The 25,624-nt window shown below is 61.8% G+C and carries 26 protein-coding genes; 12 read left to right on the top strand and 14 right to left on the bottom strand.

The features are described 5' to 3' along the window. Positions 1-6 precede the first annotated feature (6 nt). A complete protein-coding gene (locus GRI65_RS04175; protein WP_160755238.1) occupies positions 7-909 on the bottom strand; it encodes a DUF817 domain-containing protein in 903 nt (300 codons plus the stop codon). 152 nt (positions 910-1,061) lie between these two features. Here GRI65_RS04175 and GRI65_RS04170 point away from each other — a divergent pair, with 152 nt between their 5' ends. Next, the gene (locus GRI65_RS04170) at positions 1,062-2,465 is read left to right on the top strand and encodes a methyl-accepting chemotaxis protein (RefSeq protein ID WP_160755237.1); all 1,404 of its coding nucleotides are present in this window, start codon (positions 1,062-1,064) and stop codon (positions 2,463-2,465) included. 21 nt (positions 2,466-2,486) lie between these two features. Here GRI65_RS04170 and GRI65_RS04165 read toward each other — a convergent pair whose 3' ends face one another. The 6 genes from GRI65_RS04165 to GRI65_RS04140 form a co-directional block, all read right to left on the bottom strand. Beyond that, positions 2,487-3,350, bottom strand: coding sequence for an AAA family ATPase (locus tag GRI65_RS04165; RefSeq protein WP_160755236.1), 864 nt, complete (start codon positions 3,348-3,350; stop codon positions 2,487-2,489). Between the two features lie 157 nt (positions 3,351-3,507). Continuing rightward, a complete protein-coding gene (locus tag GRI65_RS04160; protein ID WP_160755235.1) occupies positions 3,508-4,788 on the bottom strand; it encodes a serine hydrolase in 1,281 nt (426 codons plus the stop codon). 69 nt (positions 4,789-4,857) lie between these two features. Then, a complete protein-coding gene (locus GRI65_RS04155) occupies positions 4,858-5,433 on the bottom strand; it encodes a hypothetical protein (RefSeq protein WP_160755234.1) in 576 nt (191 codons plus the stop codon). After that, positions 5,426-5,953 (bottom strand): RNA polymerase sigma factor, encoded by a 528-nt coding sequence (locus GRI65_RS04150; RefSeq protein ID WP_160755233.1) that lies wholly within the window; start codon positions 5,951-5,953, stop codon positions 5,426-5,428. The genes GRI65_RS04155 and GRI65_RS04150 overlap by 8 nt, the downstream gene beginning before the upstream one ends. A 51-nt stretch (positions 5,954-6,004) precedes the next feature. Beyond that, the gene (parE, locus tag GRI65_RS04145; RefSeq protein ID WP_160755232.1) at positions 6,005-7,996 is read right to left on the bottom strand and encodes a DNA topoisomerase IV subunit B; all 1,992 of its coding nucleotides are present in this window, start codon (positions 7,994-7,996) and stop codon (positions 6,005-6,007) included. Positions 7,997-8,053: 57 nt separating this feature from the next. Beyond that, positions 8,054-9,220 (bottom strand): penicillin-binding protein activator, encoded by a 1,167-nt coding sequence (locus GRI65_RS04140; protein WP_160755231.1) that lies wholly within the window; start codon positions 9,218-9,220, stop codon positions 8,054-8,056. Positions 9,221-9,247: 27 nt separating this feature from the next. Here GRI65_RS04140 and rsmI point away from each other — a divergent pair, with 27 nt between their 5' ends. From rsmI to GRI65_RS04120, 4 genes are all read left to right on the top strand, one after another. After that, a complete protein-coding gene (gene rsmI, locus GRI65_RS04135; protein WP_160755230.1) occupies positions 9,248-10,108 on the top strand; it encodes a 16S rRNA (cytidine(1402)-2'-O)-methyltransferase in 861 nt (286 codons plus the stop codon). Then, positions 10,105-10,461 carry a YraN family protein gene (locus GRI65_RS04130; protein ID WP_160755229.1) on the top strand — a complete coding sequence of 119 codons (357 nt, stop codon included), beginning with the start codon at positions 10,105-10,107 and terminating at the stop codon, positions 10,459-10,461. Before rsmI ends, GRI65_RS04130 begins: the two co-directional genes overlap by 4 nt. Before the next feature lie 102 nt (positions 10,462-10,563). Beyond that, positions 10,564-11,520, top strand: a complete 957-nt coding sequence (gene gshB, locus GRI65_RS04125; protein WP_160755228.1) for a glutathione synthase — start codon at positions 10,564-10,566, stop codon at positions 11,518-11,520. Positions 11,521-11,542: 22 nt separating this feature from the next. After that, positions 11,543-12,136 (top strand): DedA family protein, encoded by a 594-nt coding sequence (locus tag GRI65_RS04120; RefSeq protein ID WP_160755227.1) that lies wholly within the window; start codon positions 11,543-11,545, stop codon positions 12,134-12,136. Positions 12,137-12,158: 22 nt separating this feature from the next. Here the strand turns inward: GRI65_RS04120 and GRI65_RS04115 are convergent, their stop codons facing one another. Together GRI65_RS04115 and hemW are read right to left on the bottom strand one after the other, a co-directional pair. After that, positions 12,159-13,070: a tyrosine recombinase XerC gene (locus GRI65_RS04115; protein WP_160755226.1), complete on the bottom strand. Its 912-nt coding sequence runs from the start codon at positions 13,068-13,070 to the stop codon at positions 12,159-12,161. Continuing rightward, positions 13,067-14,218, bottom strand: a complete 1,152-nt coding sequence (hemW, locus tag GRI65_RS04110; protein WP_160755225.1) for a radical SAM family heme chaperone HemW — start codon at positions 14,216-14,218, stop codon at positions 13,067-13,069. The genes GRI65_RS04115 and hemW overlap by 4 nt, the downstream gene beginning before the upstream one ends. Before the next feature lie 46 nt (positions 14,219-14,264). Here hemW and GRI65_RS04105 point away from each other — a divergent pair, with 46 nt between their 5' ends. Further along, the gene (locus GRI65_RS04105) at positions 14,265-14,798 is read left to right on the top strand and encodes a CAP domain-containing protein (RefSeq protein ID WP_160755224.1); all 534 of its coding nucleotides are present in this window, start codon (positions 14,265-14,267) and stop codon (positions 14,796-14,798) included. Here the strand turns inward: GRI65_RS04105 and rdgB are convergent, their stop codons facing one another. After that, a complete protein-coding gene (rdgB, locus tag GRI65_RS04100; protein WP_160755223.1) occupies positions 14,799-15,422 on the bottom strand; it encodes an RdgB/HAM1 family non-canonical purine NTP pyrophosphatase in 624 nt (207 codons plus the stop codon). Positions 15,423-15,434: 12 nt separating this feature from the next. Beyond that, positions 15,435-16,148: a ribonuclease PH gene (gene rph, locus GRI65_RS04095; RefSeq protein WP_160755222.1), complete on the bottom strand. Its 714-nt coding sequence runs from the start codon at positions 16,146-16,148 to the stop codon at positions 15,435-15,437. An 82-nt stretch (positions 16,149-16,230) separates the two neighbouring features. On the opposite strand from rph, the gene hrcA reads away from it, so the two are divergent. From hrcA to GRI65_RS04080, 3 genes are all read left to right on the top strand, one after another. Continuing rightward, positions 16,231-17,274, top strand: a complete 1,044-nt coding sequence (gene hrcA, locus GRI65_RS04090) for a heat-inducible transcriptional repressor HrcA (RefSeq protein ID WP_160755221.1) — start codon at positions 16,231-16,233, stop codon at positions 17,272-17,274. A gap of 17 nt (positions 17,275-17,291) precedes the next feature. Then, positions 17,292-17,894, top strand: a complete 603-nt coding sequence (grpE, locus tag GRI65_RS04085; protein WP_160755220.1) for a nucleotide exchange factor GrpE — start codon at positions 17,292-17,294, stop codon at positions 17,892-17,894. Between the two features lie 68 nt (positions 17,895-17,962). After that, the gene (locus GRI65_RS04080) at positions 17,963-18,256 is read left to right on the top strand and encodes a glycine zipper domain-containing protein (RefSeq protein ID WP_160755219.1); all 294 of its coding nucleotides are present in this window, start codon (positions 17,963-17,965) and stop codon (positions 18,254-18,256) included. A 9-nt stretch (positions 18,257-18,265) separates the two neighbouring features. Here GRI65_RS04080 and GRI65_RS04075 read toward each other — a convergent pair whose 3' ends face one another. Together GRI65_RS04075 and GRI65_RS04070 are read right to left on the bottom strand one after the other, a co-directional pair. Continuing rightward, entirely contained in the window at positions 18,266-18,772 is a 507-nt protein-coding gene (locus tag GRI65_RS04075; RefSeq protein ID WP_160755218.1) for a vgr related protein, read from the bottom strand. After that, the gene (locus tag GRI65_RS04070) at positions 18,769-19,248 is read right to left on the bottom strand and encodes a copper chaperone PCu(A)C (RefSeq protein WP_160755217.1); all 480 of its coding nucleotides are present in this window, start codon (positions 19,246-19,248) and stop codon (positions 18,769-18,771) included. Before GRI65_RS04070 ends, GRI65_RS04075 begins: the two co-directional genes overlap by 4 nt. A gap of 224 nt (positions 19,249-19,472) precedes the next feature. On the opposite strand from GRI65_RS04070, the gene dnaK reads away from it, so the two are divergent. The 3 genes from dnaK to GRI65_RS04055 all read left to right on the top strand — a co-directional run bounded on the left by dnaK (position 19,473) and on the right by GRI65_RS04055 (position 23,226). Beyond that, positions 19,473-21,395: a molecular chaperone DnaK gene (gene dnaK, locus GRI65_RS04065; RefSeq protein ID WP_160755216.1), complete on the top strand. Its 1,923-nt coding sequence runs from the start codon at positions 19,473-19,475 to the stop codon at positions 21,393-21,395. A 73-nt stretch (positions 21,396-21,468) separates the two neighbouring features. Beyond that, entirely contained in the window at positions 21,469-22,599 is a 1,131-nt protein-coding gene (gene dnaJ / locus GRI65_RS04060) for a molecular chaperone DnaJ (protein WP_160755215.1), read from the top strand. A gap of 9 nt (positions 22,600-22,608) precedes the next feature. Next, entirely contained in the window at positions 22,609-23,226 is a 618-nt protein-coding gene (locus GRI65_RS04055) for a DUF6445 family protein (RefSeq protein WP_160755214.1), read from the top strand. 20 nt (positions 23,227-23,246) lie between these two features. Here the strand turns inward: GRI65_RS04055 and GRI65_RS04050 are convergent, their stop codons facing one another. Continuing rightward, positions 23,247-25,568 carry a patatin-like protein gene (locus tag GRI65_RS04050; RefSeq protein WP_160755213.1) on the bottom strand — a complete coding sequence of 774 codons (2,322 nt, stop codon included), beginning with the start codon at positions 25,566-25,568 and terminating at the stop codon, positions 23,247-23,249. Between the last annotated feature and the right edge of the window lie 56 nt (positions 25,569-25,624).

Here is a 25,624-nt window from a genome sequence, read left to right as displayed (position 1 = left end):
CAGTCCCTAACCCGCCTCCGGCTCCGGCGCCAGAGGGGTGTTGGCGGCCGGCCGGTGTACCCGGTGCCCCGCCGAGACCAATACGAACGATATGTACATCAGCAGGTACCACGCGCCGAGTTTGCCGTAGGACACCATCGCCCAGCCATCGGCCTGGTCGGGATAGGTCCAGGCGCGCGCAAACGTTGCGATGTTCTCCGCCAGCCAGATGAACGCTGCCACCAGGAACCAGCCCAGCAGCAACGGCATCCACCGGTCACTTTGCCAAACACGAAAATAAACCCGCGTGCGCATGTGCAGCGCGCCAAGCACTGCAAACAGGGCCAGGCGAACGTCTACAAGGTAATGATGCGCGAAGAAATTGACGTAGATCGCCGCGGCCAAGGCGTAGGTCATCCATGGCGGCGGATAGGCGGTGTAGCGAAAATCGAAAATCCGCCATACCCGGGCAATGTAGCTGCCGACGGCGGCGTACATGAAGCCGGAAAATAGCGGAACATCGCCGATCCGCAGATAACTGGCCTCTGGATATTCCCACGAACCGGCATAGGTCTTGAACACTTCCATTACCGTGCCGACCACGTGGAATGCCAGGATAACCTTCGCCTCACTCAGGGTCTCCAAGCGGAAAAGCAGCATCGCGGCCTGTATCGCCAGTGCGGCCAAAGTCAGGAAATCGTATCGGGGCAACGCGGCGTCATCGGGGTAAAACAGGTGCGTGGCCATCAGCAGCGCCAGCATCAGCCCGCCAAACAGGCAGGCCCACGCCTGTTTGAAACCGAACAGCAGGAATTCGTAGATCCAGGAGGGCCAGCCGGGCGGGGGCGCAAATGTTTCCAGCCCCACACGAATCCCGGCAAAGCGGGTGGCCGCGGGGATAGTTTGGGAGGCGGTATTTGTCCGGAGCATTGGCATTTCCGCGCAGGTTGGTGGATCGCCGGCATACTAAGCACGAAAGCTCGCCAGGGCGGCAGCACAAAATGTTCGCCCAGATCAATCTTAAGGCGATCGTAACGATGATCCGGTTACTGCCGCTGCACACTGATCAAGGGTCGCAATCAATGAAGCATGACACTTTCGGCAACGTTCTTCCGGGATCGATCGACCTGATACCGGAAAGCTGCGGCGAAGTGACCGTCGGGTGTTCCGACGTGGCCGGGATCGTCCAGTCGGTGATCCAGTCTTCGGAAAAACTGCGGGCCGAACATGGCGCGTTGCAGGGCACCGTCGCCGAACTCGAAGCGGACCAGCGCAAGGTCTCCGAAGCCAGCGACGAAGCACGCCTGCTGTCCGAACGCGCGATCGAGCGGCTGGGGCAGGGGACGGAGATGATCCAGACCTCGCTCGGGCGCATTTCCGACCTGCTCGACCTGGTGGACACGCTGTCCCAGCATGTCACCGGTTTCGCCGCGGCAATGGAACAAGTGCGCCGCTGCGCGCAGGACATCGACCAGATTGCGGAAACGACCAACATTCTTGCGCTTAACGCCACCATCGAAGCCATGCGGGCCGGTGACGCAGGACGGACGTTCGCGGTGGTGGCCAGCGAGGTCAAAGGCCTCGCCAACGACACCCGCAAGGCGACCGAGGAAATCGGACGCACTATCGACGCGCTCGGCGGAGAAGCGGGACGCGTCATCGCCCAGATCGAAAGCGGGGCCGAGGCAAGCCGCGACGCGAAGAACTCGGTCGTCCAGATCGAACAGACGATCAACGGCGTTGCGGAACTGGTCGAGGAAGTGGACCGCCAGAACGATCAGATCGCGCGGTCGACCAGCACCATCAGCGGCCATGTGCACCGGGTGCAGGATGTGCTCGAGAGCTTCGATGCGGCGGCACGGCACAACGAAGACCAGCTGGAAACCGCACACCGACGGATGAACGAACTGGAACTGACTGCCAGCGAAATGTTCGACGGGATCGTGAAGGCCGGGCTCTCGCCCAAGGACAGCGAAATGGTCCTGCGTGCGCAAGCCGTGGCGAAAGAAATCGCCGAGCGGGCCGAATCCGCTCTGGCCGACGGGAAACTGTCGGAAAATGCCTTGTTCGACCAGAATTACCGCAGCGTCGCGGGCAGCAATCCGCTGCGCTATCGTACTGGCCTGAGCGACTGGGCTGACCAGAACTGGCGTCCGGTGCTCGACCGTATCTCAGCGCAAGGCGCACCGATCCGGATGTGTTCGCAGGCCGACATGAAGGGCTACCTGCCCACCCACGTCACCTCCCGATCGCGCCAACCTACCGGCGATCTCGCTCACGATACCGAATTTTGCCGCAACGGCCGGATCCTGTTCGACCCGCTCGACCAGAAGGCGAAGCGGAGCAATGCACCCTACATGATGGCGGTCTACCGGCAGGAAGGTGACGGCCAGCAGTATCAGGTGGTTCGCAACGTCTATGTGCCGCTGGTCATCAACGGACGGCGCTGGGGCGATTTCGAACTGGCCTATTCGTTCGAGGATTGATCCTCTGAGCTTGGTTGGCGCCTAACCGCCCTGACGGCGGGCCATGAAGGCAAGCCGTTCGAACAGCATCACGTCCTGCTCGTTTTTCAGCAGCGCGCCGTGCATCGGCGGGATCGCCTTGGCCGGATCGCGGTCCTGCAGAACTTCCAGCGGCATATCCTCGTTCAGCAGCAGCTTGAGCCAATCGAGCAGCTCCGATGTGCTGGGCTTCTTCTTGAGACCCGGAACTTCGCGGATTTCGTAGAAGATATCCATCGCCTTGGAGACGAGGATTTTCTGGATATCGGGGAAGTGAACGTCGATGATTTCCCGCATCGTGTCGCGGTCAGGAAACTTGATGTAATGGAAGAAACAGCGCCGGAGGAAGGCGTCCGGCAGTTCCTTTTCATTGTTCGAAGTGATGATCATGATCGGGCGATCCTTCGCCTCGATCCGCTCCTTCGTTTCATAAACGTCGAAGCTCATCCGGTCGAGTTCCTGCAGCAAATCGTTCGGAAACTCGATGTCGGCCTTGTCGATCTCGTCGATCAGCAGCACCGGCAGTTCAGGGCTGGTGAACGCCTCCCAAAGCTTGCCCTTTTTGATGTAGTTCGAAATGTCGTGGACCCGCTCTTCGCCGAGCTGGCCATCACGCAACCGCGCGACCGCGTCATATTCGTATAGGCCCTGCTGCGCCTTGGTGGTCGACTTGATATTCCATTCGATCAACGGTGCACCCATCGCCTTCGCGACTTCATGCGCCAGCACCGTCTTGCCGGTGCCGGGTTCACCCTTGACCAGCAGCGGGCGCCGCAGGGTCACCGCCGCGTTGACGGCTACTTTGAGATCTTCGGTCGCGATGTAGGATTGGGTGCCTTCAAAACGCCCTGCGGTCTGGTCAGTCATGAATTTTCCTGTGTCGTATCAAGTTTCGCACGGGTTAGGGCGGGTTTCCGTAAAGGGCAAGGGGAGGGCCGCGCGCAGCGCCGGGGCGGGACCGGGTGTCTGACCAGCGAATACGCTACCAGTCCCCGATACCGTAGCGGCAACCTGTTTTGGCGCATCACCTCCGGAGCGGAAGTATCCGTTGGGCAAGCATTTCGAAGTCGGTCGCCGTCACTTCGGCTGCGGGATTGTTCCAGCTCATCGCCAGGATGTACCATTTGTCGGCATCGTCTTGCAGCAGCCATGTCAGGTTGAGCACGCCGGGTTCCGATCCGCCCTTGTAGCCAACGTATTGCCACTCTTCACGCCGGGTCTTGGGCATTGCCTGGTTGACCGAAATGATCTTGCGGGCGGTGGGATCGGGCAGGTCCGCAATCCGTTGCATGAGCTTTCGCAGATCTTCCCCACTGGCGAACCACTCGACCGTATCGATTGCCGTCGGCTCGGTGAATCGCGGCGGAGATATCCGGTCCGGCCGGCCAACGACGTCATCCTCGAAATCGGCCAGTATCCTGCGTTTTCCATCCTCTCCGGCACCTACGTATTTGGCAAGGTTCTCTGGGCTTCCTTTCAGGCCGAACGTCTCCAGCGTGCTAAGGAAGGGCAGGGCGCGGGCCGGGTCGGAATGGCCGCTCTGGACCAGTTCCGCCTCGACGGCATCGCGCCCGACTGTATGGAGCAGGATGTCAGTCGCCGTGTTGTCGCTGATCGAGATCATCATCGTCGCCAGAGTGTGCAGGGTTACCGGCGATCCCTCGGGCCAGTTCTGCATCTGGCCGCTTGGAAGGGATTTGCGGTCGAGCGTGACCACGTCCGCCCAGCTGCGCTCCCCTGCCGCGACCTGGCGCGCCAACGCGGCGAGGATGTAGAGTTTGAAGGTGGACCCGATGGCCATCTGCCGGTCTGGATCGACCGACAGGATCGGATTGCTACCGCCCTCCAGCGGAGCATAGAGGACCGACACATCACCGGGCAGCGCTTCGATGTCCGCCGTGATTGCCGCGACCGAATCGTTAAGCGGCTGGATGTCGTTGAGCAACAATCCGATCACCTTGTTGTCGGGCGTCGAATCGAGTGTCAGGGGCCCCCGCACCAGTGCCTTTTCGAACCTTAGTGCGATGATGCCGCTGGTGCCGCTTTGCTCCTTTGCTTCCTCGAGGCCCGCCAGCGGCCCGAACTGCGCCTCCATCTGTGTCATCAGCGCCGTCAGCTGTTCGGCAGGCACGGCGGCAAGAAATCCAGCGGCGAACACATCGGCCGCAGGCATTTCGCCGCGCAGTACGGAAATGACGTCCTCCGAACGCTGCTGGAATACGGTCTCCGGCACTTGTACCTCCGTCTCCTGGGCGAATGCGGGCTGAATTGTGATGGCTGCGGCGGAAAGTGCCAGGGCGGTCATCAAGGTACGCATGAAGTAATCTCCCTTTGGGTCAACGAAAAGACTGAACTTTGCGGCTTCGGCAGGGGCTCATTCAAGGGCGTCGAGCCGATCGATTTCAGCTACGAGTTTGCGGGCTGCACGGTGGTTGAGCCAGCGAACTGCGCCAAACACCAGAACGACGAACATTGCAGACGGCGCGGTGCCCGCCAATGCCTTCAGCCAGCCTATTTCGCCGGCCACCTGCGCCGCAGCAGCTCCGAGAACCAGGACCATGCCCGGGACTAACGGCGCCAGATACCACGATGTGACGGAATTGAGCGCCTGCTTCTGACGCACCAGCTGCGCCCGCAGGTGGCTACGGCAGTCGAGTTCGGGCCGACGTTCGAGGTTCGACGCAATCCGCGTCAGGTTTGCAAGCACCACGATCACGCCGATGATCAGCACGATCCAGCCTGCGGACATCAGCAATGCACCGGCCGATGCGGTCAGCCATGCAACCCAGCCAAACGCCGCGATGCAGAACAGGCCGACGCCATATTCCAATGCGTTGCGGCGGCGGACAGTGGTTTCGAGACGCGAGGATTTCGCGGCGAACGTGCCGGGCAGGACAAACTGCGCATCCTGGCTCTGGTCGGTCCACTGCAGGAAGGGAGGGTTAGTCATGGGCAATTCCAACGGTTTGCGGTTCTTCGAAGGCCTTGGCGATCAACGCCTTGGCGCGGTGGGTGCGGACCGCCACGGCGTTGCTGTTCAGTCCGGTGATCTCGGCGATCTCCGCGCCAGTCTGCCCTTCCAGCCACAACAGGATCACTTGGGCATCGAGGGGCGCGACTTGGCGGAGCAATTCGTGCACCCGTGACATTGCGTGATTTTCGGCATGACCGCGCTCGGCGTCATGCGGCGCTGGCAGCGTTTCGATCTGGTCCAGCGGAATGGTTTTTGGCAGCCGGGTTGCGGCGCCGACATGATCGGCGGCGACGTTATGCGCGATCCGGTAAACCCAGGTGCTGAGTGAACACTGCCCTTCGAAGCGGGCGAAACTGCGCCACAGTTCGAAATGGATATCCTGCATCAGATCCGCAGCGCGATCGGGCTGGCGCTCCATCGCGTGGGCAAGCCGCGCGATCGCCGGCGCAAACTGGGCTTCGGCCTGGCGATAGAGGTGTTCCTGCTGTGCGGTCATGCCCCTTTAGTGGACCACGAGCGGAATTTCTTACAACGCGCCCGAAATTCCTCAAGCGTCGATCAAGTCCCGGTCGAGTTCGCCCGCCCGGTTCTGGATGAAATTGAACCGGTGTTCCGGGTTCCGGCCCATGAGTTGATCGACCAGTTCCTTCACCGCCGCACGCTGTTCGAATTCGGGTGGGATGGTAATACGGATCAGGTTGCGCGTAGCCGGGTCCATGGTGGTTTCGCGCAACTGGTTGGGGTTCATCTCCCCGAGCCCCTTGAACCGACCGACCTCGACCTTCTTGCCCTTGAACACGGTGTTTTCCAGCTCCGTCCGGTGAGCATCGTCGCGAGCGTAGCGGCTTTCCTTGCCGGCGGTCAGCCGGTAGAGCGGCGGCTGCGCCAAATACAGGTGCCCCTTGCGCACGAGGTCAGGCATTTCCTGGAAGAAGAACGTCATCAGCAGCGTGGCGATATGTGCGCCGTCGACATCGGCGTCGGTCATGATAACGATCCGGTCGTAGCGCAGGTTGTCTGCGTCGCAATCCTTGCGGGTGCCGCAGCCCAGCGCCAGCGTCAGGTCGGCGATTTCGCTGTTGGCCCGAATCTTGTCCATCGTCGCGCTCGCCACGTTGAGGATCTTCCCGCGGATGGGGAGGATCGCCTGCGTCTTGCGGTTGCGCGCCTGTTTCGCGCTGCCGCCCGCGGAATCGCCTTCGACGATGAACAGCTCGGTCTCGCCCTTGCCGTCGCCCGAACAATCTGTCAGCTTACCGGGCAGGCGCAGCTTCTTGGAATTGGTCGCGGTCTTGCGCTTGATGTCGCGTTCCTGCTTGCGGCGCAAGCGTTCGTCCATCCGTTCCATGACCTCGCCGAGCAGAGCCTTGCCGCGCTCCATGTTGTCGGAAAGGAAGTGATCGAAATGGTCGCGCATGGCGTTTTCCACCAGGCGGGCGGCTTCGGGGCTGGTGAGGCGGTCCTTCGTCTGGCTCTGGAACTGCGGGTCGCGGATGAACACCGACAGCATCATTTCGCCGCCGGTCATGACGTCGTCGGCGGTAATGTCCTTCGCCTTCTTCTGGCCGATCAGCTCGCCAAATGCGCGCAGCCCCTTGGTGAGCGCTCCGCGAAGTCCCTGTTCGTGGGTGCCGCCATCGGGCGTGGGCACGGTGTTGCAGTACCAGCTGAACGATCCGTCGGAATAAAGCGGCCATGCGATCGCCCATTCGGCGCGGCCCATGATGTCGCCCGCTTCGTTCGCAGGAAATTCCTGACTACCTGCGAAAGGCTGCGCTGTTACGCATTCGCGTCCACCAATCTGCTCCGCAAGATGGTCCGACAGCCCGCCGGGAAACTTGAAGGTCGCTTCGGCTGGCACATCGTCGCTGACGAGCGAGCCAGCGCATTTCCAGCGGATTTCGACCCCAGCGAACAAATACGCTTTCGACCGGGCAAGCTTGAACAGCCGCTTGGGCGTAAACTGCCGGTCTCCGAAAATTTCCGTGTCGGGGGTAAAGCTGACAGTGGTGCCCCGGCGGTTCGGTGTCGGCCCCAATTTCTCGATGGGACCAAGCGTCAGCCCGCGCGCGAAATTCTGCGCGTATAGCTGCCGGTCGCGCGCCACTTCCACCCGCGTATCGGACGACAGGGCATTGACGACGCTGACCCCGACGCCGTGCAGCCCGCCGCTGGTAGCATAGGCTTTGCCGGAAAACTTGCCGCCCGAATGGAGCGTCGAAAGGATCACTTCCAGCGTCGACTTGCCGGGGTATTTCGGGTGTTCTTCCACCGGGATACCGCGGCCGTTGTCCGACACGCTCAGCCGGTTGCCCTCCTCCAGCGAGACCTCGATCCGCGTAGCATGGCCGGCAACTGCCTCGTCCATCGCGTTGTCGATGACTTCGGCGGCGAGGTGATGCAGCGCGCGGTCGTCCGTCCCGCCGATATACATGCCCGGGCGGCGGCGAACGGGTTCCAGCCCTTCCAGCACCTCGATCGAGGAGGCGTTGTAATCGCCGCTGGAAGCGGGCGTACCGTCAAAAAGATCGTCAGTCATGGTCGCGGCTATAAGCGCCGCCGAGCGCCGCCGACAAGCAGCGCCTCGCGTTTATCGTCAGCCGCCGAAGGTGGTCGGCGCCGGCGATACCACCACAATATCCCCGTCGCGCACCTCGCGCACCTCCATCGACCGTTCGATCACGCCTGAACGCTGGAAGCGGAACGGACCGTCGAGCCCGAGAAAGCCGCCCGGATCACGCAACGCGGAAACCGGGAAACTGCGCCCAACGCGCCAGTCCTTGGCGACGTTGAGGGTCAGCAGGACCGCGTCGTAACCAAGGGTCGATATCCGGTAGGGCTGCGCCCCGAACCGAGTCTTGTAGCTGTCGGCAAAGCGTTTGAACCGTGCATCGGAAACCGCCGAGAACAGCGAACCCCGCAGCGCTGAAGTGCGCGTCAGTCCGGCATCCCCGCTCCACAATTCGGTGCCGAGCAGTAGCGCTTCGCCCCGGCCGCCGGGCTTGAGTTCGCCCGCTGCCAAGGCTGCGAGCCGCGATCCGTCCGCGATGAGCACGGTGTCGTAGCCGCCGCGCGCCTTCAGCCTCTGGGCCGCGCTGACAATCGAAGTATTGCCGCGGCTGTAACGTTCCGCCGCGACTACCCTGCCGCCGTTCGCCTGCACCGCGCTGTTGAGCGCCAGTTCGGCGCGCTGGCCGTATTCACCCTCGGGAATGATGGCCGCAAAGCTGGAGCGTCCGTTCTGCCGGGCATAATTGACAGTCCGGGTGATCGACTGGCCGGGTACGTGGCCCATCACGAAAGTATCGGCGGACGCCACGCTGACGTCGTTGGAAAAGGTGATCATCGGGACCTTTGCCGGCCGCGCTTCTGCGTTCACGGCGGGAACATTGTCCGCCATCAAGGGGCCGAGGATCAGCTTGTTGCCGTCAGCAACTGCGCGCGCGGCCGCGCTCCGCGCTCCGCTCGCGGTGTCGTAAGTGGTGATCCGCAGGTTCGACGCGTTGGTGTCGAGCAGCGCCATGTTGGCGGCGTTGGCAATCGCCGTGCCGACTGCGCCGTTGTCTCCGCTCATCGGCACCAGCAGTGCGATTCGGTGGCGCGTGTCGTCGCTCGGAAGCGCGGTTTCGCTCGGCATCGGGGTCGGACCGGTATCGGGCGCGGTGCTCGGTCCGGTCGTCTTCGGAACGATCTGGCAACCCGCCAGAACTACCGTTGCTGCCGTTACGATCAGTGCGCGCCGATCCAGTGTGATGCGCTTCATGCTTGCCGCTCCCTGCCATGCTGGTCCATGAGTGCCCGCGTGAACCGCGAACCCCAATCCGAACCCTTATCAGCCGGGCTGTATATAGTCGCAACCCCGATTGGCAATCTTGCAGACATAACAATGCGTGCAGTCGATGTTCTGGCGCGGTGTGACGGGATTGCGTGCGAGGATACGCGGGTTACCGGAAAGCTTCTCAAGCACCTGGGCGTCGCCAAACCCCTGTGGCGGTACAACGACCACAGCGAAGCGCGCGACCGTGCCCGACTGGTGGACCGGATGCGGACGGAGGCGGTGGTGCTGGTCAGCGACGCCGGAACGCCGCTTATTTCGGACCCGGGTTTCCGGCTTGTGCGCGATGCGCGGGACGCCGGGGTTGCCATCACCAGTCTGCCGGGCGCCTGCGCGCTCATTGCCGGGTTGACGCTGTCAGGCCTGCCCAACGACCGGTTTCTGTTCGCCGGCTTCCTGCCGGTCAAGGACAAGGCGCGGCACGATGCGCTAGCCGATGTCGCTAAGGTCGAGGCGACCCTTATATTCTACGAAACGGGTCCGCGTTTGGTGAAGTCCCTTGCCGCGATAGAGGCGATTCTTCCCGGCCGCGAAGTTTCTGTCGCCCGCGAACTGACCAAGCTGTTCGAGGAATGCCGGACCGGTACTCCCGACGAATTGGCCGCGCACTACACGGCGCATCCGCCGAAAGGCGAAATCGTGCTGTTGATCGCTCCGCCTGTGGAGGCAGTTTTCGATACCGTTGATGCCGATGCATTGCTGGTAGACGCGCTGACCACCATGAAAGCCAGCCAGGCGGCGGCGCAGGTCGCGAAGGTGACCGGGCTTGACCGGAAAGCGCTATATGCCCGCGCAATGGAACTGAAGGGGCAGTGAGACGCCAGCGGGCCGAAAGTGCCGGACGGGAGGGCGAGAGGCAGGCTGCGCTTTACCTTCAGCTTAAGGGCTGGCGGATTCTTGAGCGCCGCCGCAAGACCCCGCTTGGCGAGATCGATCTGATCGCAAAGCGGGGCCGCATGATTGCCTTCGTGGAAGTCAAATGGCGCAGAACCGCCGCCGAACTGGATCTGGCAATTGATGAATACCGTTTGCGCCGCGTGGCCGCTGCGGTCGGGGCGGTGGCTCACGAATATGCGACCAGCGGCGAAGATATCAGGATCGACGTGCTGCTCCTTGCGCCGCGGACCTTACCGCGCCACATCGTAAATGCCTGGCAGCCAAGATGTTGACACCCGTCGATCTGCCAACCCGACCCCAACGGCTAGCCAGTCGTTAATTCTCTGTCCGTGTGGAGCCCAGCCTCGACGCATGAATATCGAAGGTAGCGTGCCATGTCCTTGCGTGTAGCGGTCCAGATGGATCCCATCGAAACGATCAACATTACCGGTGATTCCAGTTTTGCCCTGATGCTTGCGGCGCAGGCCCGGGGTTACAGCGTCTGGCATTACGATGTGCGCACGCTCGCATGGGAAAACTCGAAGATCACCGCCTGGGCCGCGCCGGTCACGGTCCACAACGTCCCCGGCGATCACTTCACCAAGGGCGAATTGCGCAAGATCGACCTCGCAACCGATATTGACGTCATCCTCATGCGGCAGGATCCGCCGTTCGACCTCGGCTATATCACCGCCACCCTGATCCTCGAGCGGCTCGAAGGGCAGACGCTGGTGGTCAACGATCCAGCCAGCGTCCGTAACGCACCGGAAAAGATGTTCGTCCTCGATTACGCGCGCTTCATGCCGCCGACGCTGATCGCGCGAAAGATGGAAGATGTGCAGGCGTTCCATCAGGAACACGGAGCAGTGGTGGTCAAGCCGCTGCACGGAAACGGCGGCAAGGCAATTTTCAAGATCGACACCGACGGAACCAATCTTTCCGCGCTGTTCGAAGTGTTCAACCAGACCTGGCCCGAACCGCACATGGTCCAGCCGTTCATCCCCGAGGTCGCACTGGGGGACAAGCGCATTGTGCTGATCGACGGGGAATTTACGGGCGCGATCAACCGGAAGCCCGGCGAGGGCGAGTTCCGGTCCAACCTGGCGCAAGGTGGCTACGCGGAAAAAGCCGAGCTGACCGCCCGGGAAGAGGAAATCTGCGCCGCGATGGGGCCGGAACTGAAGAAGCGCGGGCTCGTTTTTGTCGGCATAGATGTGATCGGCGGAAAATGGCTTACGGAAATCAATGTGACATCGCCGACGGGGATCGTCGCAATCGACAAATTCAACGGGACCGACACTCCCGGACTGATCTGGAACGCAATCGAGCGGCGACTGGCCGCGGCGGGGTGAATTTCGCGCACGCAACCCGCCAATGATATCTTTCATCATCAACGCCATCGAACAGGCAGGCTACCTCGGTATCCTCGTCCTGATGGCGCTCGAGAACATTTTTCCCCCGATGCCCTCCGAAGTGATCATGGGGATCGGGGGCCTGCTGGTATCGCAGGGGAAGATGGAGTTCTGGCCCCTGCTGATTGCCGGGACAATCGGCTCCACGCTGGGAAATTATGCGTGGTATTGGGCCGGGGACACCTGGGGCTACGAACGGCTGCGGCCTTTCGTGGACCGGCGAGGCCGTTGGCTCACGGTGGAATGGCATGATGTGGAGCGCGCCAGCGCATTCTTCCTTCGGCGCGGGCAATGGACGGTGTTCTTCGCGCGCTTCCTGCCGCTTTTCCGCACGCTGATCTCCTTGCCCGCGGGCCTCGCGCATATGAACAAGGGGCGTTTCCTGCTGTATACCTTCTCCGGCGCGGCGATCTGGAACGTGCTCCTGATCAAGGCCGGGTCGATGTTAGCGGGAGCGGAAAATGTGCTCGGCTGGATTGTCGGCGGATTGATCGCGCTCACGCTCGGCGCGTATATCTGGCGAGTTATCCGGTGGAAGCCGCGTGCGGAGCGTTAAATTGCGGCCTAGCGGTCGGGCGTCAATCGCGTTCCCGTGGGTGGGCGCCCCGATAAGTCTCCAGCATCGCGGCGGCATCGACTTTGGTGTAGATCTGCGTGCTGCCGAGACTGGCATGACCGAGCAATTCCTGCAGGCTGCGCAGGTCCGCTCCGGCGCCAAGCAGATGTGTCGCGAAACTGTGCCGCAAGGCGTGCGGTGTCGCGGTAGACGGCAAGCCAAGGATCACGCGTGCCCGCGCCATCGATTTCTGGACCATGCCCTGGCTAAGCGGGCCGCCTTTTGCGCCTCGGAACAACGGTTCTGCCTTGCCGGCGGGCCACGGGGTCAGCCGGACATATTCCGCAACGGCCTCGGCCACCAGTGGGAGGATCGGCACCACCCGCTGCTTGCCGCCCTTGCCGGTGACGGACAGGGTCGGACCCAGAGGAACGTCGCCGCCTGTAAGGGACAGCGCCTCGGCAATTCGCAGGCCGCCGCCGTATAGCAATAGCAGTACCGCCCGGTCACGCGCGCCGATCCAGTCCTCGGCAGAACTGGAAGCCACCATCGCAGCCAGGTTTGTCGCCTCGTCGGGGGTCACCGGGCGGGGTAGGCCTTTCTTGACCCGCGGCCCGCGCAATCGCGGTGCGGCACTACCTTCCATTCCCGCCTGGTCGCGCGCGAACGCGATAAAGGCTTTCAGCGCCGACAATTCCCGCGCCGCCGAAGCATTTCCGAGGCCCTCCGCCCGGCGCGCTGCCAATTGCGAACGTAATCCGGCGCCCTCGATGGCCGCTGCCTGGCCCCAATCGCGAAGTCCTGCGTTCTCGACCAGTCGCTTCGCCGCTGCGACATAAGCACGGACGGTGTGCGGGGAGCGGCGGCGACTCTGCGCAAGATATTCACGCCACGGCTCGATCAAGGCGTCTTCCGGCTTGGGTGCCCCGGTCATGCCGCCACCAGTTCGCCGCTTACCAACTCACCGAGTAGCGCATCGAGCAGCGGCATTCCCGACGGGGTTACGCCAATTCTGTCGCCCCTCTGCCACACCAGCGACAAGTCGGTCAGCAGCCGCAGGCGGTCCGCATCGATCATGCTTGCGGCAGGCAGGCCAAACCGCGCGGACAGTCGGGCCAGGTCGACACCCTCTGCCAATCGCAATCCCATCAACAACGCTTCCGCTGCCTGTTCGCGCGATCCAAGCTCCCGGCTCTCGGATATCCGATTGCCCGCAGCGGAGACCGCGGCAAGGAAGTTTTCCGGTTTCTTGTGCCGCACGGTTGCAACTCCGCCGCGCCGGCCATGCGCGCCCGGTCCGATCCCGCAGTAATCGTGATAGCGCCAATAGGTCAGGTTATGTCGGCTTTGTTCGCCGGGCCGGGCATGGTTGCTGATTTCGTAAGCTGGAATGCCGGCCGCATCGGTGAGTTCACGGGTGAGGGCGAACAGGTCGGCTGCAGGATCGTCCTCCAGCGGCGCAAAAGCTCCGCAGCGGACGTCAGTTGCGAACCGCGTGCCCGGTTCGATAGTCAGCTGGTACAGCGATAAATGATCGGTGCCGAAGCCAAGAGCCCGCTCCAATTCGCCGCGCCAGTTCTCCACCGATTGGCCCGGCAGTGCATAGATCAGGTCGAAGCTGACCCGCCGGAACTGCTTCTGTGCCACTTCCAATGCGGCAAGACCTTCCTCGGCGCTGTGCAGTCGCCCGAGGAATTTGAGGGCTGCATTGTCCAGCGACTGGAGCCCGAGCGATACGCGGCCCACCCCGGCATCGGCCAGGTCGGCAAATTTCGAGGCTTCGACGGAGGAGGGGTTGGCCTCCAAGGTAATCTCTATTCCAGGGGCAAAACCCCATAGACGCTCGGCTTCTTCAAGCAGTGCACCCACCAGTGACGGCGGCATCAGTGACGGGGTGCCGCCGCCGAAAAAGATCGATTCGAGCGCCTCGCCCGATGCGAGTCCTGCCTCGTGACGCATGTCGGCGAGCAGCGCGGCCTGCCATGCTGCAACATCGACTCCGGCCCGGACGTGACTGTTGAAGTCACAATACGGGCACTTCTTGAGGCAGAAGGGCCAATGGATATATAACGCTCGGGCCATGTCTCTTTCAGCGCTTGTTAACAGCCCTGAGTCAAGGTCCCAGTCCATGACCAAGAACCAGATATTTGCGGTGCTGGGGAGCACGATCCTTGCGGCTGCGGCTGTGGCCGCACCGCTCACCGCGCAGTCGACAGGACCCTCGACCCAGTTCGGCGAACGGTTACTGCGTGCGCATAATGCGGAGCGTGTCCGCGTCGGCGCGGTTCCGCTGCAATGGAATGCAAAGCTGGCCGATGACGCGAAGGAATGGGCCGACCTCCTCGCCAAGCGGGGCCGGTTGGAACATGCCAGCTTCGAACAACGCGACAAGGCGGGCGAAAATCTGTGGATGGGAACGGCGGGCTATTATAGCGCCGAAACCATGATCGGCGGCTTCATCGACGAAAAGAAGAATTTCCGTCCGGGCAGGTTCCCAGACGTGTCCCGCACCGGGAAATGGCAGGATGTCGCGCATTATACTCAGATCATCTGGCACGACACCACGGAGGTCGGCTGCGCCGTGTCGCGCGATGCCGTCAACGATTACCTTGTGTGCCGCTATTTTCCGGTCGGAAACTGGATTGGCCAGCAAATTGGCTGACTAACCAAATTGCTCCGTCACCAGCTTGGCGAAAGCGTCCGCGCGGTGGCTGATACGGTGTTTTTCTTCGGGATCGAGTTCGGCGAATGTTATCTCGCTACCCCTCGGCACGAACACGGGATCATAGCCGAAACCCATCGTACCACGAGGGGGCCAGGTGAGGGACCCGTCGACCCGGCCCTCGTACACCGCTGTTTCCCCGTCAGGCCATGCCAGCGCCAGCACGCAGCTGAACCACGCATCGCGCGGAGTTTCGGGGCCGGCTTCGCACAACATCCCCTCGACCTTGCCCATCGCCATGTACCAGTCGCGACCGGGCTTGCCTTCGAACCATTGCCGCTCGGCCCAGTCGGCGGTGTAGACGCCCGGGCGGCCATCCAGCGCCGCAACAGACAGCCCGCTGTCATCGGCTAGCGAGACAATGCCCGATGCTTCCGCCGATGCGCGCGCCTTGATCAATGCGTTCTGGACGAAGGTGGTCCCGGTCTCCGCCGGTTCCGGCAAGCCTAATGAACCCGCCGACAGGCAGTTTACCCCGTACGGCCCAAGCAGGGCGGAGATTTCCTTCAGCTTGCCTGCATTATGGGTGGCGATTACCAAGGAACCGGAACCGAGGCGCTTCATGTTCGTGCCGCCTTACTTCACCGCGTCGAGCTGTGCGGCGAAGATGCCGTCACAACCGATTCGCGCGAGGCGTAGCAGGCGCAAAAGGCCTTCCTCGTCGTAAGTCGCACCTTCTGCCGTTGCCTGTACCTCGGCGATGTGGCCGCCGCTGATCAGGACAAAATTCGCGTCCGCATCGGCGTTGCTGTCTTCGTCGTAATCGAGATCGAGGACGGGCGTCCCCTTGTAGATGCCGCAGCTGATCGCCGCGACCTGCTTCTCGATCGGATCGACCTTGAGGTCGCCGCTCGCGATCAAACCGTTTACGGCCAGCTTCAGGGCGACCCATGCTCCGGAAATCGACGCGGTGCGGGTGCCGCCATCGGCCTGGATGACGTCACAATCGAGCGTGATCTGCCGTTCGCCGAGCTTCCGCAGATCTACCACGGAACGCAAGGAGCGTCCGATAAGTCGTTGGATTTCCTGCGTCCTGCCGCTCTGCTTGCCGCGTGCCGCTTCACGGCTGCCGCGGGTATGCGTGGCGCGGGGCAGCATCGAATATTCGCCCGTCACCCAACCTTCGCCCTTGCCGCGCATCCATGGCGGCACGTTCCGCTCGACACTGGCGGTGCACAGTACGCGGGTATCGCCGAAGCTGACGAGGCAGGAACCTTCGGCGTGCTTGGTAAAACCGGTCTCGATGGTGATGGCGCGCATTTCGTCGGGCGCGCGTCCTGAAGGTCGCATTATTGTTCCTTTGAAGATGATCTTGGGGCCGCGTTAGTCGCAAGAGGCTTGAGGCTGCAAGGGCAGTCGCTACATTGCGTCGATGTCGAACACCCCCGTGACCGAATTGACCGACCGCGCGCGCGAGATTTTCCGTCTCGTAGTGGAGGGGTTTATCTCCAGCGGGCAGCCGATGGGTTCGAAAGCGTTGGCGGGCGCGGGCCGGGTCAATCTGTCTCCGGCTTCGATTCGCTCGGTCCTCGCGGAACTCGAGATGCTCGGATTGCTCGCCGCGCCGCATACCAGTGCCGGGCGAATGCCGACCGAAACGGGGCTCCGCTTGTTCGTTGATGGCATGATGCAGGTTGCCGAGCCAACCCGGCAGGAACGCGCCGCGATCGAGAAGCGCCTCGGCGAACCCGGACCGATCGAGGCAGCGCTGGAACAGGCGAGCACGATCCTCTCGGACATTTCGGGCGCCGCCGGAATGGTCATGGTCCCGACCCGCGAACCACGTCTGGCGCAGATGAGCCTGGTGCCGCTATCGCCGACGCGGGCGTTGGCGGTGATGGTCGGCGAGGACGGCCAGATCGAAAACCGGATACTCGAATTGACCGAGCCCGCCGCCAGCAGTTCGCTGGAGCAGGCGAGCAACTACATCACCGCGCGCCTTGCCGGGCGAACCCTTGCCGAAGCCGCCGCCGCAATGACCGCCGAAATTAACTCGGGCCGTTCAGAACTCGATCTCGTGAGCCGCGACCTGGTTGAGCGGGGGCTAGCGGTATGGAGCGCCGATGCGTCAGCGCGGCCGGTGCTGATCATTCGCGGCCAGGCCAACTTGCTCGACGAGGCCGCGTTGGGCGACATCGAACGGGTTCGCTCATTGCTGGACGATCTTGAAAACAAGCAGTCGGTCGCCGAATTGCTCGAACGGGCAAGGAAAGCCGATGCGACCCGGATATTCATTGGGGCGGAAAACCGCCTGTTCGCACTCTCGGGTTCTTCCGTTATCGCGTCCCCGTACCGCGACCGCGAGGGAAAGGTGGTCGGAGTGCTGGGGGTGATAGGTCCGACGCGGTTGAATTACGCGCGCGTTGTCCCCATGGTTGATTTCACGGCCCAATCATTGGGCAAATTGATCGGTTAGCTGGAAAAACAAACGACATGGACAAGAAGAAACCGGAATCGCACGACGAGGCGGTGGCCGAAGAGTTGAAGGGTGTTCCCTCTGAATTTCTCGACGATGGCGAGAATGACGCAGAAGATGATGGCGCGGCGGGCGACGACGTCAGTCTGTCGGACGCGCTCAAGGAGTTGCGCGCCGATCTCGATGCCGCGAAGCAGGAAGTGCTTTACGCTCGCGCCGACACGCAGAATGTCCGCCGCCGGATGGAGAAGGACATCGCCGATGCCCGGGCCTACGCCGCGACCGGCTTTGCCCGCGATATCCTGTCGGTGTCCGACAATCTCTCGCGAGCCATCGATTCCGTGCCGCAGGAACTGCGCGACGACGACAAGTTCAAAGGCCTGGTTGCCGGGATCGAAGCGACGATGCGCGAACTCGACAAGGTTTTCGGGCAGCACGGGATTACCCGGATCGCATCAAAGGGCCTTCCGCTTGATCCGAACCAGCATCAGGCGATGCTGGAAATCCCGACAAACGAGCATGAGGCTGGTACCGTCGTGCAGGAAATGCAAGCCGGTTACATGATCAAGGACCGCTTGCTTCGTCCTGCGATGGTTGCTGTCGCAAAAAAGCCGGACTGACAATTAATTCGGAACAGCTTCAAGGTCTTGCCGTTAGATACTCCAACAGGGTTCTACGGAGAAAGACCATGAAAAACCGATTGATGATTGCCCCCGCGCTCGCGCTTTCCACACTGTCGCTGGGCGCTTGCGCCGAGAACTACGCCGCTGAAGGCGGGCTCGCCGGAGCGGCGGCTGGCGCTGGTGTTGCAGCAGTCACCGGCGGCGATATCGCAACCTATGCGCTGGCTGGCGCCGCCGCTGGCGGGCTGGCGGGCTACTTCGTCGACAAGAACGATGGCTGTGATGGTTATGGTCGCAACGGTTATCTCGACGATGACTGCTTCGGAACGCGCGGGTATCCAGCGGATCCACGTCGCTAACTCGCAAAATCAAATTTCCCCGGTAGCTCCGGGGAAATCCACTAGCATGGCGTAAGCGGCTTTGTCGGAAATACCGGATATCCGCCTTCCGTTTCGAAGCAGGAACGCGTGCTTGACGATTTCTGCTTGCTGTTCGATGCCATAGCGGTCGAGCGACCAACCGGGCTTCAGACTGTAGTCGTATCTGGACCAGGGCATGCGGTTCATCACGAGATACCATGATCCTTTGACCTGCGTCTGCCAGACATGGGTCATTTCGTGGATGAACAGCCCTTGCCGAATAAGGCTCTGCGCCGAAAAGTCGTCGCAATAGGCTGATCCGCCCGGGTGAAAATGCAGATGCCCGCGCGGTGCCATCACGGTTCGTTTGGGCTGGAACGGAAACCACTTGCGCCGGCGGATCAAGACCGGCGCATAGTCGATTGCATCACCAAAAACTGTTCGGGCAAGCGCAATCTCGCCCGGCGTAAGCGGCCGCTCCCCGCCAGCAGGGCAGGGGGCGACCGCTTGACTCACCGGTCTTCGCCAGCGCCGCGAATTTCAACCGGGAAGCTGATCTTGTCGCCGCCCGCGATGATGAAGGTCGCCTCGGTAGTTCCCCCGGCCTGCAATTCCGGCGAGACTCCCATGACCATGATGTGCTTCGCGCCGGGCTCGAATTTGACAACGTCGCCCTTTTTCATGACGATCGGCAGCATCTCCATCATCTCCATACCGCCATCCCATTCGCCCATCTCATGCATCACAGCGCTTTCCGCTCCGTCCACGGCTACGCGGTTCACGGCGACATTTTTGTCGCCTGCATAGTTCAGGTCGAGATAGATCGCGGCCGGCTGTCCTTCCACGGCATTCAGGACCATCCGTGCGTTCGTTACCGACAGGCCCGGCACCGCATCGGGTGCGGCCGTCTGCTCCGGCGCGCTTTCACCGCATGCACCAAGTGCCAATGTGGCGGTAGTCAGCGCTAGCGCTGCAAAAAACGTTTTCGTCATGCGATGTTCTCCCTGTCAATCGCGGCGGCGCATTGCCGCCGAAACATGGGCGGGGAGTAGCGGTGCCAATCCCTTGTGCCAACAAAAACCGCACCTATATCCCGCCCAGAGTATTCAAGCTTCGAACCTGAATTTCGGGTTTGCAAATCCGAGTTGCCAAGCTGCCTCGCCGTTTACGGGTGGCACACAGGTAACGTCCAAATATTGAACTAGATGGGGAAACCATGGCTAAAGTTATCGGTATCGATCTCGGTACAACCAATTCCTGCGTTGCTGTCATGGACGGCGGCAAACCCAAGGTAATCGAGAATTCCGAAGGTGCGCGCACAACACCTTCGATCGTTGCCTTCACGAAGGACAACGAGCGCCTGATCGGCCAGCCGGCCAAGCGCCAGGCAGTCACCAATCCCGACAACACGCTGTTTGCGATCAAGCGCCTGATCGGGCGCCGGTTCGATGATCCGATGACCAAGAAGGACATGGATCTCGTCCCCTACAACATCGTCAAAGGCAAGAACGGCGACGCATGGGTCGAAGCCTCGGGCGAGAAGTATTCGCCCAGCCAGGTTTCGGCGTTCATCCTGCAGAAAATGAAGGAAACCGCCGAAAGTTATCTAGGCGAGACCGTCACGCAGGCCGTCATCACGGTCCCCGCCTACTTCAACGACGCCCAGCGTCAGGCAACCAAGGACGCCGGCCAGATTGCCGGCTTGGAAGTGCTGCGCATCATCAACGAGCCGACCGCGGCTGCTCTCGCTTACGGAATGGACAAGGACGAAGGCAAGACCATCGCCGTCTATGACCTTGGCGGCGGCACCTTCGACGTGTCGGTGCTCGAAATCGGCGACGGCGTGTTCGAAGTGAAGTCGACCAATGGCGACACCTTCCTCGGCGGTGAAGATTTCGACAACGCGATCGTCGAATACCTGGCCGATGCCTTCAAGAAGAAGGAAAACATGGACCTGCGGACCGACAAGCTCGCCCTGCAGCGCCTGAAGGAAGCCGCGGAAAAGGCGAAGATCGAACTGTCCTCCGCACAGACCACCGAAGTGAACCTGCCGTTCATCACCGCCCGGATGGAAGGCGGATCGTCCACCCCGCTGCACCTGGTCGAAACGATCAGCCGTTCGCAGCTGGAAAAGATGGTTGGCGACCTGATCAAGAAGACCCTCGAACCGTGCAAGAAGGCACTGGCGGATGCCGGTGTCGACAAGGGCGGTATCGATGAAGTGATCCTCGTCGGCGGGATGACCCGCATGCCGCGCGTTCGCGAAATCGTGAAGGAATTCTTCGGCAAGGAACCGCACACCGGTGTAAACCCCGACGAAGTCGTCGCCATGGGTGCAGCGATTCAGGCTGGCGTGTTGCAGGGTGACGTCAAGGACGTGCTGCTGCTCGACGTGACACCATTGTCGCTCGGTATTGAAACGCTTGGCGGCGTGTTTACCCGCATGATCGACCGCAACACCACGATCCCGACCAAGAAGACGCAGACTTACTCGACTGCCGAGGACAATCAGCAGGCCGTGACGATCCGCGTGTTCCAGGGTGAACGCGAAATGGCGGCGGACAACAAGATGCTCGGCCAGTTCGACCTGCTCGGCATTCCGTCCGCACCGCGCGGTGTTCCGCAGATCGAGGTTACTTTCGACATCGATGCCAACGGCATCGTGAACGTCAGCGCCAAGGACAAGGGCACCGGCAAGGAGCAGCAGATCAAGATCCAGGCTTCCGGCGGGCTCACCGATGCGGATATCGACCAGATGGTCCAGGACGCGGAGAAATTCGCCGAAGAGGACAAGAAGCGCCGTGCCGGAGCCGAGGCTCGCAACCAGGCCGACAGCCTGGTGCACGCAACCGAGAAGCAGCTCGAAGAGCATGGCGACAAGATCGACGCCTCGCTCAAGGCTGACGTGGAGGCTGCACTGGCCGAGACCAAGTCTGCTCTCGAAGGCGACGATACGGATGCCATCGGCGCCAAGGCGCAGGCCCTGACCGAACTGGCAATGAAAATGGGCCAGTCGATCTACGAACAGGAACAGGCGAACGCCGGGTCGGAAGCTCCGGCAGGCGGCGAAGATGCCAAGCCTGAAGAAGAAGTGGTCGATGCCGAGTTTTCCGAAGTCGACGAAGACAAGAAAGACTGAGCCAGGTCTGACACAACCTATGCCGCCGTTCCCGCTTAGGCAGGAACGGCGGCCGAGGATGGAGGGGCTCTGAATGCCTTCGAGCACTATGGATTATTACGAACTCCTGGAAGTGAGCCGGGATGCGGACGACAAGGCGATCAAGTCCGCCTATCGCCGGATCGCGATGCAATGCCACCCCGATCGCAACCCGGGCTGCTCCGATTCCGAAGCCAAATTCAAATCCGTCAGCCAGGCCTATGATTGCCTGAAGGACCCGCAAAAACGCGCGGCGTATGACCGCTATGGCCACGAAGCCTTCCAGCAGGGCATGAACGGCGGACATGGCGGAGCCCAGCAGGGCGACTTCGGCGATATCGGCGATATCTTCGAGACGATTTTCGGCAGCGCATTCGGAGGCGGCGGAGGTGGCCGCCAGCAAGCGCGTCGCGGTGCCGACCTGCGTTACGACATGGAAATCGGGTTGGAAGACGCATTTCACGGCAAGAGCCGCGAAATCGAGATCGAGGTTTCTCAGACCTGCGCGACTTGTCAGGGTTCGGGAGCCACCCCCGGCACCGGTACGCGCGGATGTAATTTGTGCAAAGGCCACGGTAAGGTCCGGGCAAAGCAGGGTTTCTTTGTTGTCGAACGGCCATGTCCCAACTGTCACGGCCGCGGTGAAGTGATCGAAGACCCGTGCAAGGACTGCCGCGGCGAAGGTCGGCTCGATCTGCCGCAGTCGCTGCAGGTGGACATCCCTCCCGGGGTGGATACGGGCACCCGCATCCGCTTGTCGGGCAAGGGCGAAGCCGGTCCGCGCGGCGCGCCGCCAGGCGACCTCTACATCTTTCTCCATATCCGTCCGCACGGTGTGTTCCAGCGTGAAGGAACGACGCTGCTGACCCGGGTTCCGATCAGTTTCACCACTGCGGCACTGGGCGGATCGGTCGATATCCCAGATCTCGACGGACAGGTTAACACCATCGACATTCCCGCCGGAATCCAGTCCGGCAAGCAACTGCGCCAGCGCGGCGCCGGGATGCCGGTGCTTCAGGGGCGCGGCCGCGGCGATTTGGTGGTGGAAATCGCAGTTGAAACGCCAACCAAGCTGACCAAGGCGCAGAAGGAAATCCTCGAACAGTTTCGCGATACCGAAACGGGTGACGAGTGTCCTGAAAGCCGGAGCTTTTTCGCCAAGATGAAAGACGTCTTCTCGGGTTAGGATCACCGATTGCTACCCTCGCTGACGATCATCGACGATTTCCTGCTCGACCCCTGGGCCGCCCGGCGAGACGCGCTCTTTCTCGGGTATGATCCCGACCTGCAGAAGGGCAATTTCCCCGGTCTCAATTCCACCAGCGCGTTGCCGACCGCGGCGATCGACGCCAGTGTATCGCGCTTGCTTGGCATGGAAGTGAAGGGTGCGGCGGGCACCAACCACGGTCATTGCCGGGTCACCCGCAAGACCGACAAGGGGCGCAGCGGGGTGCATATAGATCCGGCGGCCTACTCGGGGATACTGTACCTGTCACGGCCCGAGGATTGCTCCGCGCCCAGCAGCGGGGGAACCGACTTTTACCGCCACAAGCGAACCGGATTGGAACGTGTCCCGCAGGACCCGCTAAGGATTGCAGATGCCGGTTACCGCGACATCAATCTGCTGGTCGATGACGTGGTGAACAAGGACACCAACTACCCCGCGAAATGGGAACGGGTGATGCAGGTGCCCCTCCGATTCAACCGGCTTATCCTGTTTTCACCGTGGCAATTCCACGCGGCCGCGCCGGGATTTGGAAAAGGACTGGAAGACGGACGGCTGGTAATGCTGTTGTTCTTTGACCGGGCTTAACGGCTAGATTCCCGCTGCCATCAATCGTCCGCGAAGTTCTGCAGAACTTCGCTGCGCAGGCCATCGACAAGATCCGGGCTCGCGGTAAGGCGGTCCTGTTCCTCGTCCAGCACGGCGAGGAAGGCCCGGCGCTTGAAATCACGGGCTTTGCTTTGGTCGATGGTATTTTCACTGGTCGAACAGATCAGGTCGATCAGCCGCTCCGCACCGTGAAGGCGGCCCCACAGATAATCGTTCTCGCGGTAGGCACGGCTGAAAAACGCCCCGAAATTGTATAGTTCGGTTCCGCGCAAAGTCGCCCGCGTTCCGCCATCGCGGATCGACAAGGCGTCATCTGGAGAAATCCGGTCGACCTTGATCGGGTCGAATTCGGTCAATCCTTCGTTGCGCAGCAGGGGCAGTGTGGCGATGTCGTAATAGGGAAACCCGAGATAGGTCAGCAGCATTCGTCGCCGCAGGTTCTTCGGCATCTGTTCGAGCGCAGCGGCGAGCATTTCTTCGGCCTGGTCGTCGACCTCGGGCAATAATCGGGCCTGACATAACCAGTCCAGCAATGCGCCGGGTTCGTCCATGACCCGCTCCGCCAGTTTCGCGAATCCTTCGCCTAGCTGCTTCGCGCCGCTCCGGGCGAAATACAGCGAGAGTATGTCGAAGATCGCTTTGCGTGCCTGTTCGAGGGCAGCGTCGGAAATATCCGGATCGGCTTCCCAGTCGCGCGCCAGGCGGCGTGATAGCAACCGCAGGCGGCGCACCCGAAAGCCGAGGTCGTGCGCACGAAAGAACGCAATTGCCTCGTCACTGGCGCCGCCGGCGGCGTCGATCAGGCTCGACAATCCGCCTTCTTCCAACGTGACGCGAAGCCGGTGCGCGATCGGCTGGACATCGCCGGACACCGGCCCCGGCGACGCATCGCGCACCAATTGCGCGAGATTGTCCACAATCCCCGCGAATTTTGTCTGTGCGTAGGAATGGAAGGCAAATCCCGCGCCTTCCGCAGCCGATTGCTGCGCCCGGTTTCGCCACGCCTTTAAACGCCGCGGCGTCGGCTTGTCGAAAAACAGCGTCCTGCCGAACAAGCGTTCGACATTGCGCTCGACCTCGGGCCGGAGCGCGTTGACGATGCTGCGCATCCGGTCCGCCTCGCGGGTTTGCTGGCCGAGCACCTCGAGATTGTCGCGGATCGGCTGCTGGCGGGGGATCGTCGACAACGAACCGAAGATCGCCTTGAAGAAACCGATTGGCCGGTCAAGTCGGTCTTCGGGCGTTCCGAACCCGTCGGGACTGGGATCGATATAGACGAACCGCCGGTCGACTTCGCGTTGGGAAGGTCGGCCATGCAAGGCCTGGATCGCCCCGCCGAAGGGCGCGTTGACCAGCACCGAACCATCGATCAACGCGACATGTGCGGTGCTGCCGGCCTTGACGTGGACAGGCATCACCCGGTCGAGAAACGCCTGCCGGCCTGTCCACTCCCGTTCCTTTCGCGCGGCCAGGTTGTCGATTTCTTCGACCTTCAGCGGCGGAAAGGCTCCGGGAAAGCTTGCGGTTGCGCGCGCGGCGAAGATCAATTCCAGTCGTTCCGCCAGATCGTGCCCGTTTTCAAACGGAACGGTGGCGGAAAAGTCGATCGGCATCCGGTGCTCGCTTTCCTGCACCAGCGCAGGACTGTTGAGCCGCAGAAGTTCGAGATAACCGTGGAAATCCGTCGCCGTTACGAACAGGTCGATGGGATGGCCGGGCGGCAGCAGCGGACTTTCAGGAGGAATTTCCGACATCGTTTCGAGCGCTTTGTTCAGCAGCGCCGAAAATCCTGCACCGGAGAACGGCGGTTCGAACCAGCGCCCTCGAATGAACCGCGAAACCTTTCGCCGGACCTCGCTGCGGGTTTCCGGCGCGACACTCTCCGATACCGCGTTGCCGGGTTGCTTAAGCAGCCACCATGCGATCGGTTGCGCCCAGAATTTGGCGAACTTCCACAAAGGGCGGGCGTCCGGGTCGAGCAGCTTCTCGACATCGGCCACGTCCAGCCACAGATCGGTTAGCGGTTCCAGCGACTGGCCCGAATGGATCGCCTGCGCGAGAAAGACTGCGTTGATCCCCCCTGCGCTTGCACCCGAAAGGATATCCGGCAGGACGCGTAGTTTCAGTTCGTGCGCGGTTTCGACATGTTCCAGCAAGTCGCGGTAGACACCCTGGACCCCATCGGCAGGCGGGGCGCCGTCGTGGAATGAACGGCTGGCGCGGGCCAGCTTCCAGATTTCCTTGGTCACGCCGTGCATGTAGATCGCCAGGCTGACGCCGCCATAGCACACCAGCGCAATCCTGAGTTCCTTCTGACGCATCACGTCCTTGTGACCGGCAATTTTGCGGATGGCAATTGCGTTCTATGTATGTTCCT

This window comes from Allopontixanthobacter sediminis (genome assembly GCF_009828115.1).
Classification (GTDB): Bacteria; Pseudomonadota; Alphaproteobacteria; order Sphingomonadales; family Sphingomonadaceae; genus Allopontixanthobacter; species Allopontixanthobacter sediminis.
The sequence above is the reverse complement of the archived record's forward strand: the minus strand, read 5'-3'. Positions and strand labels throughout refer to the sequence as shown.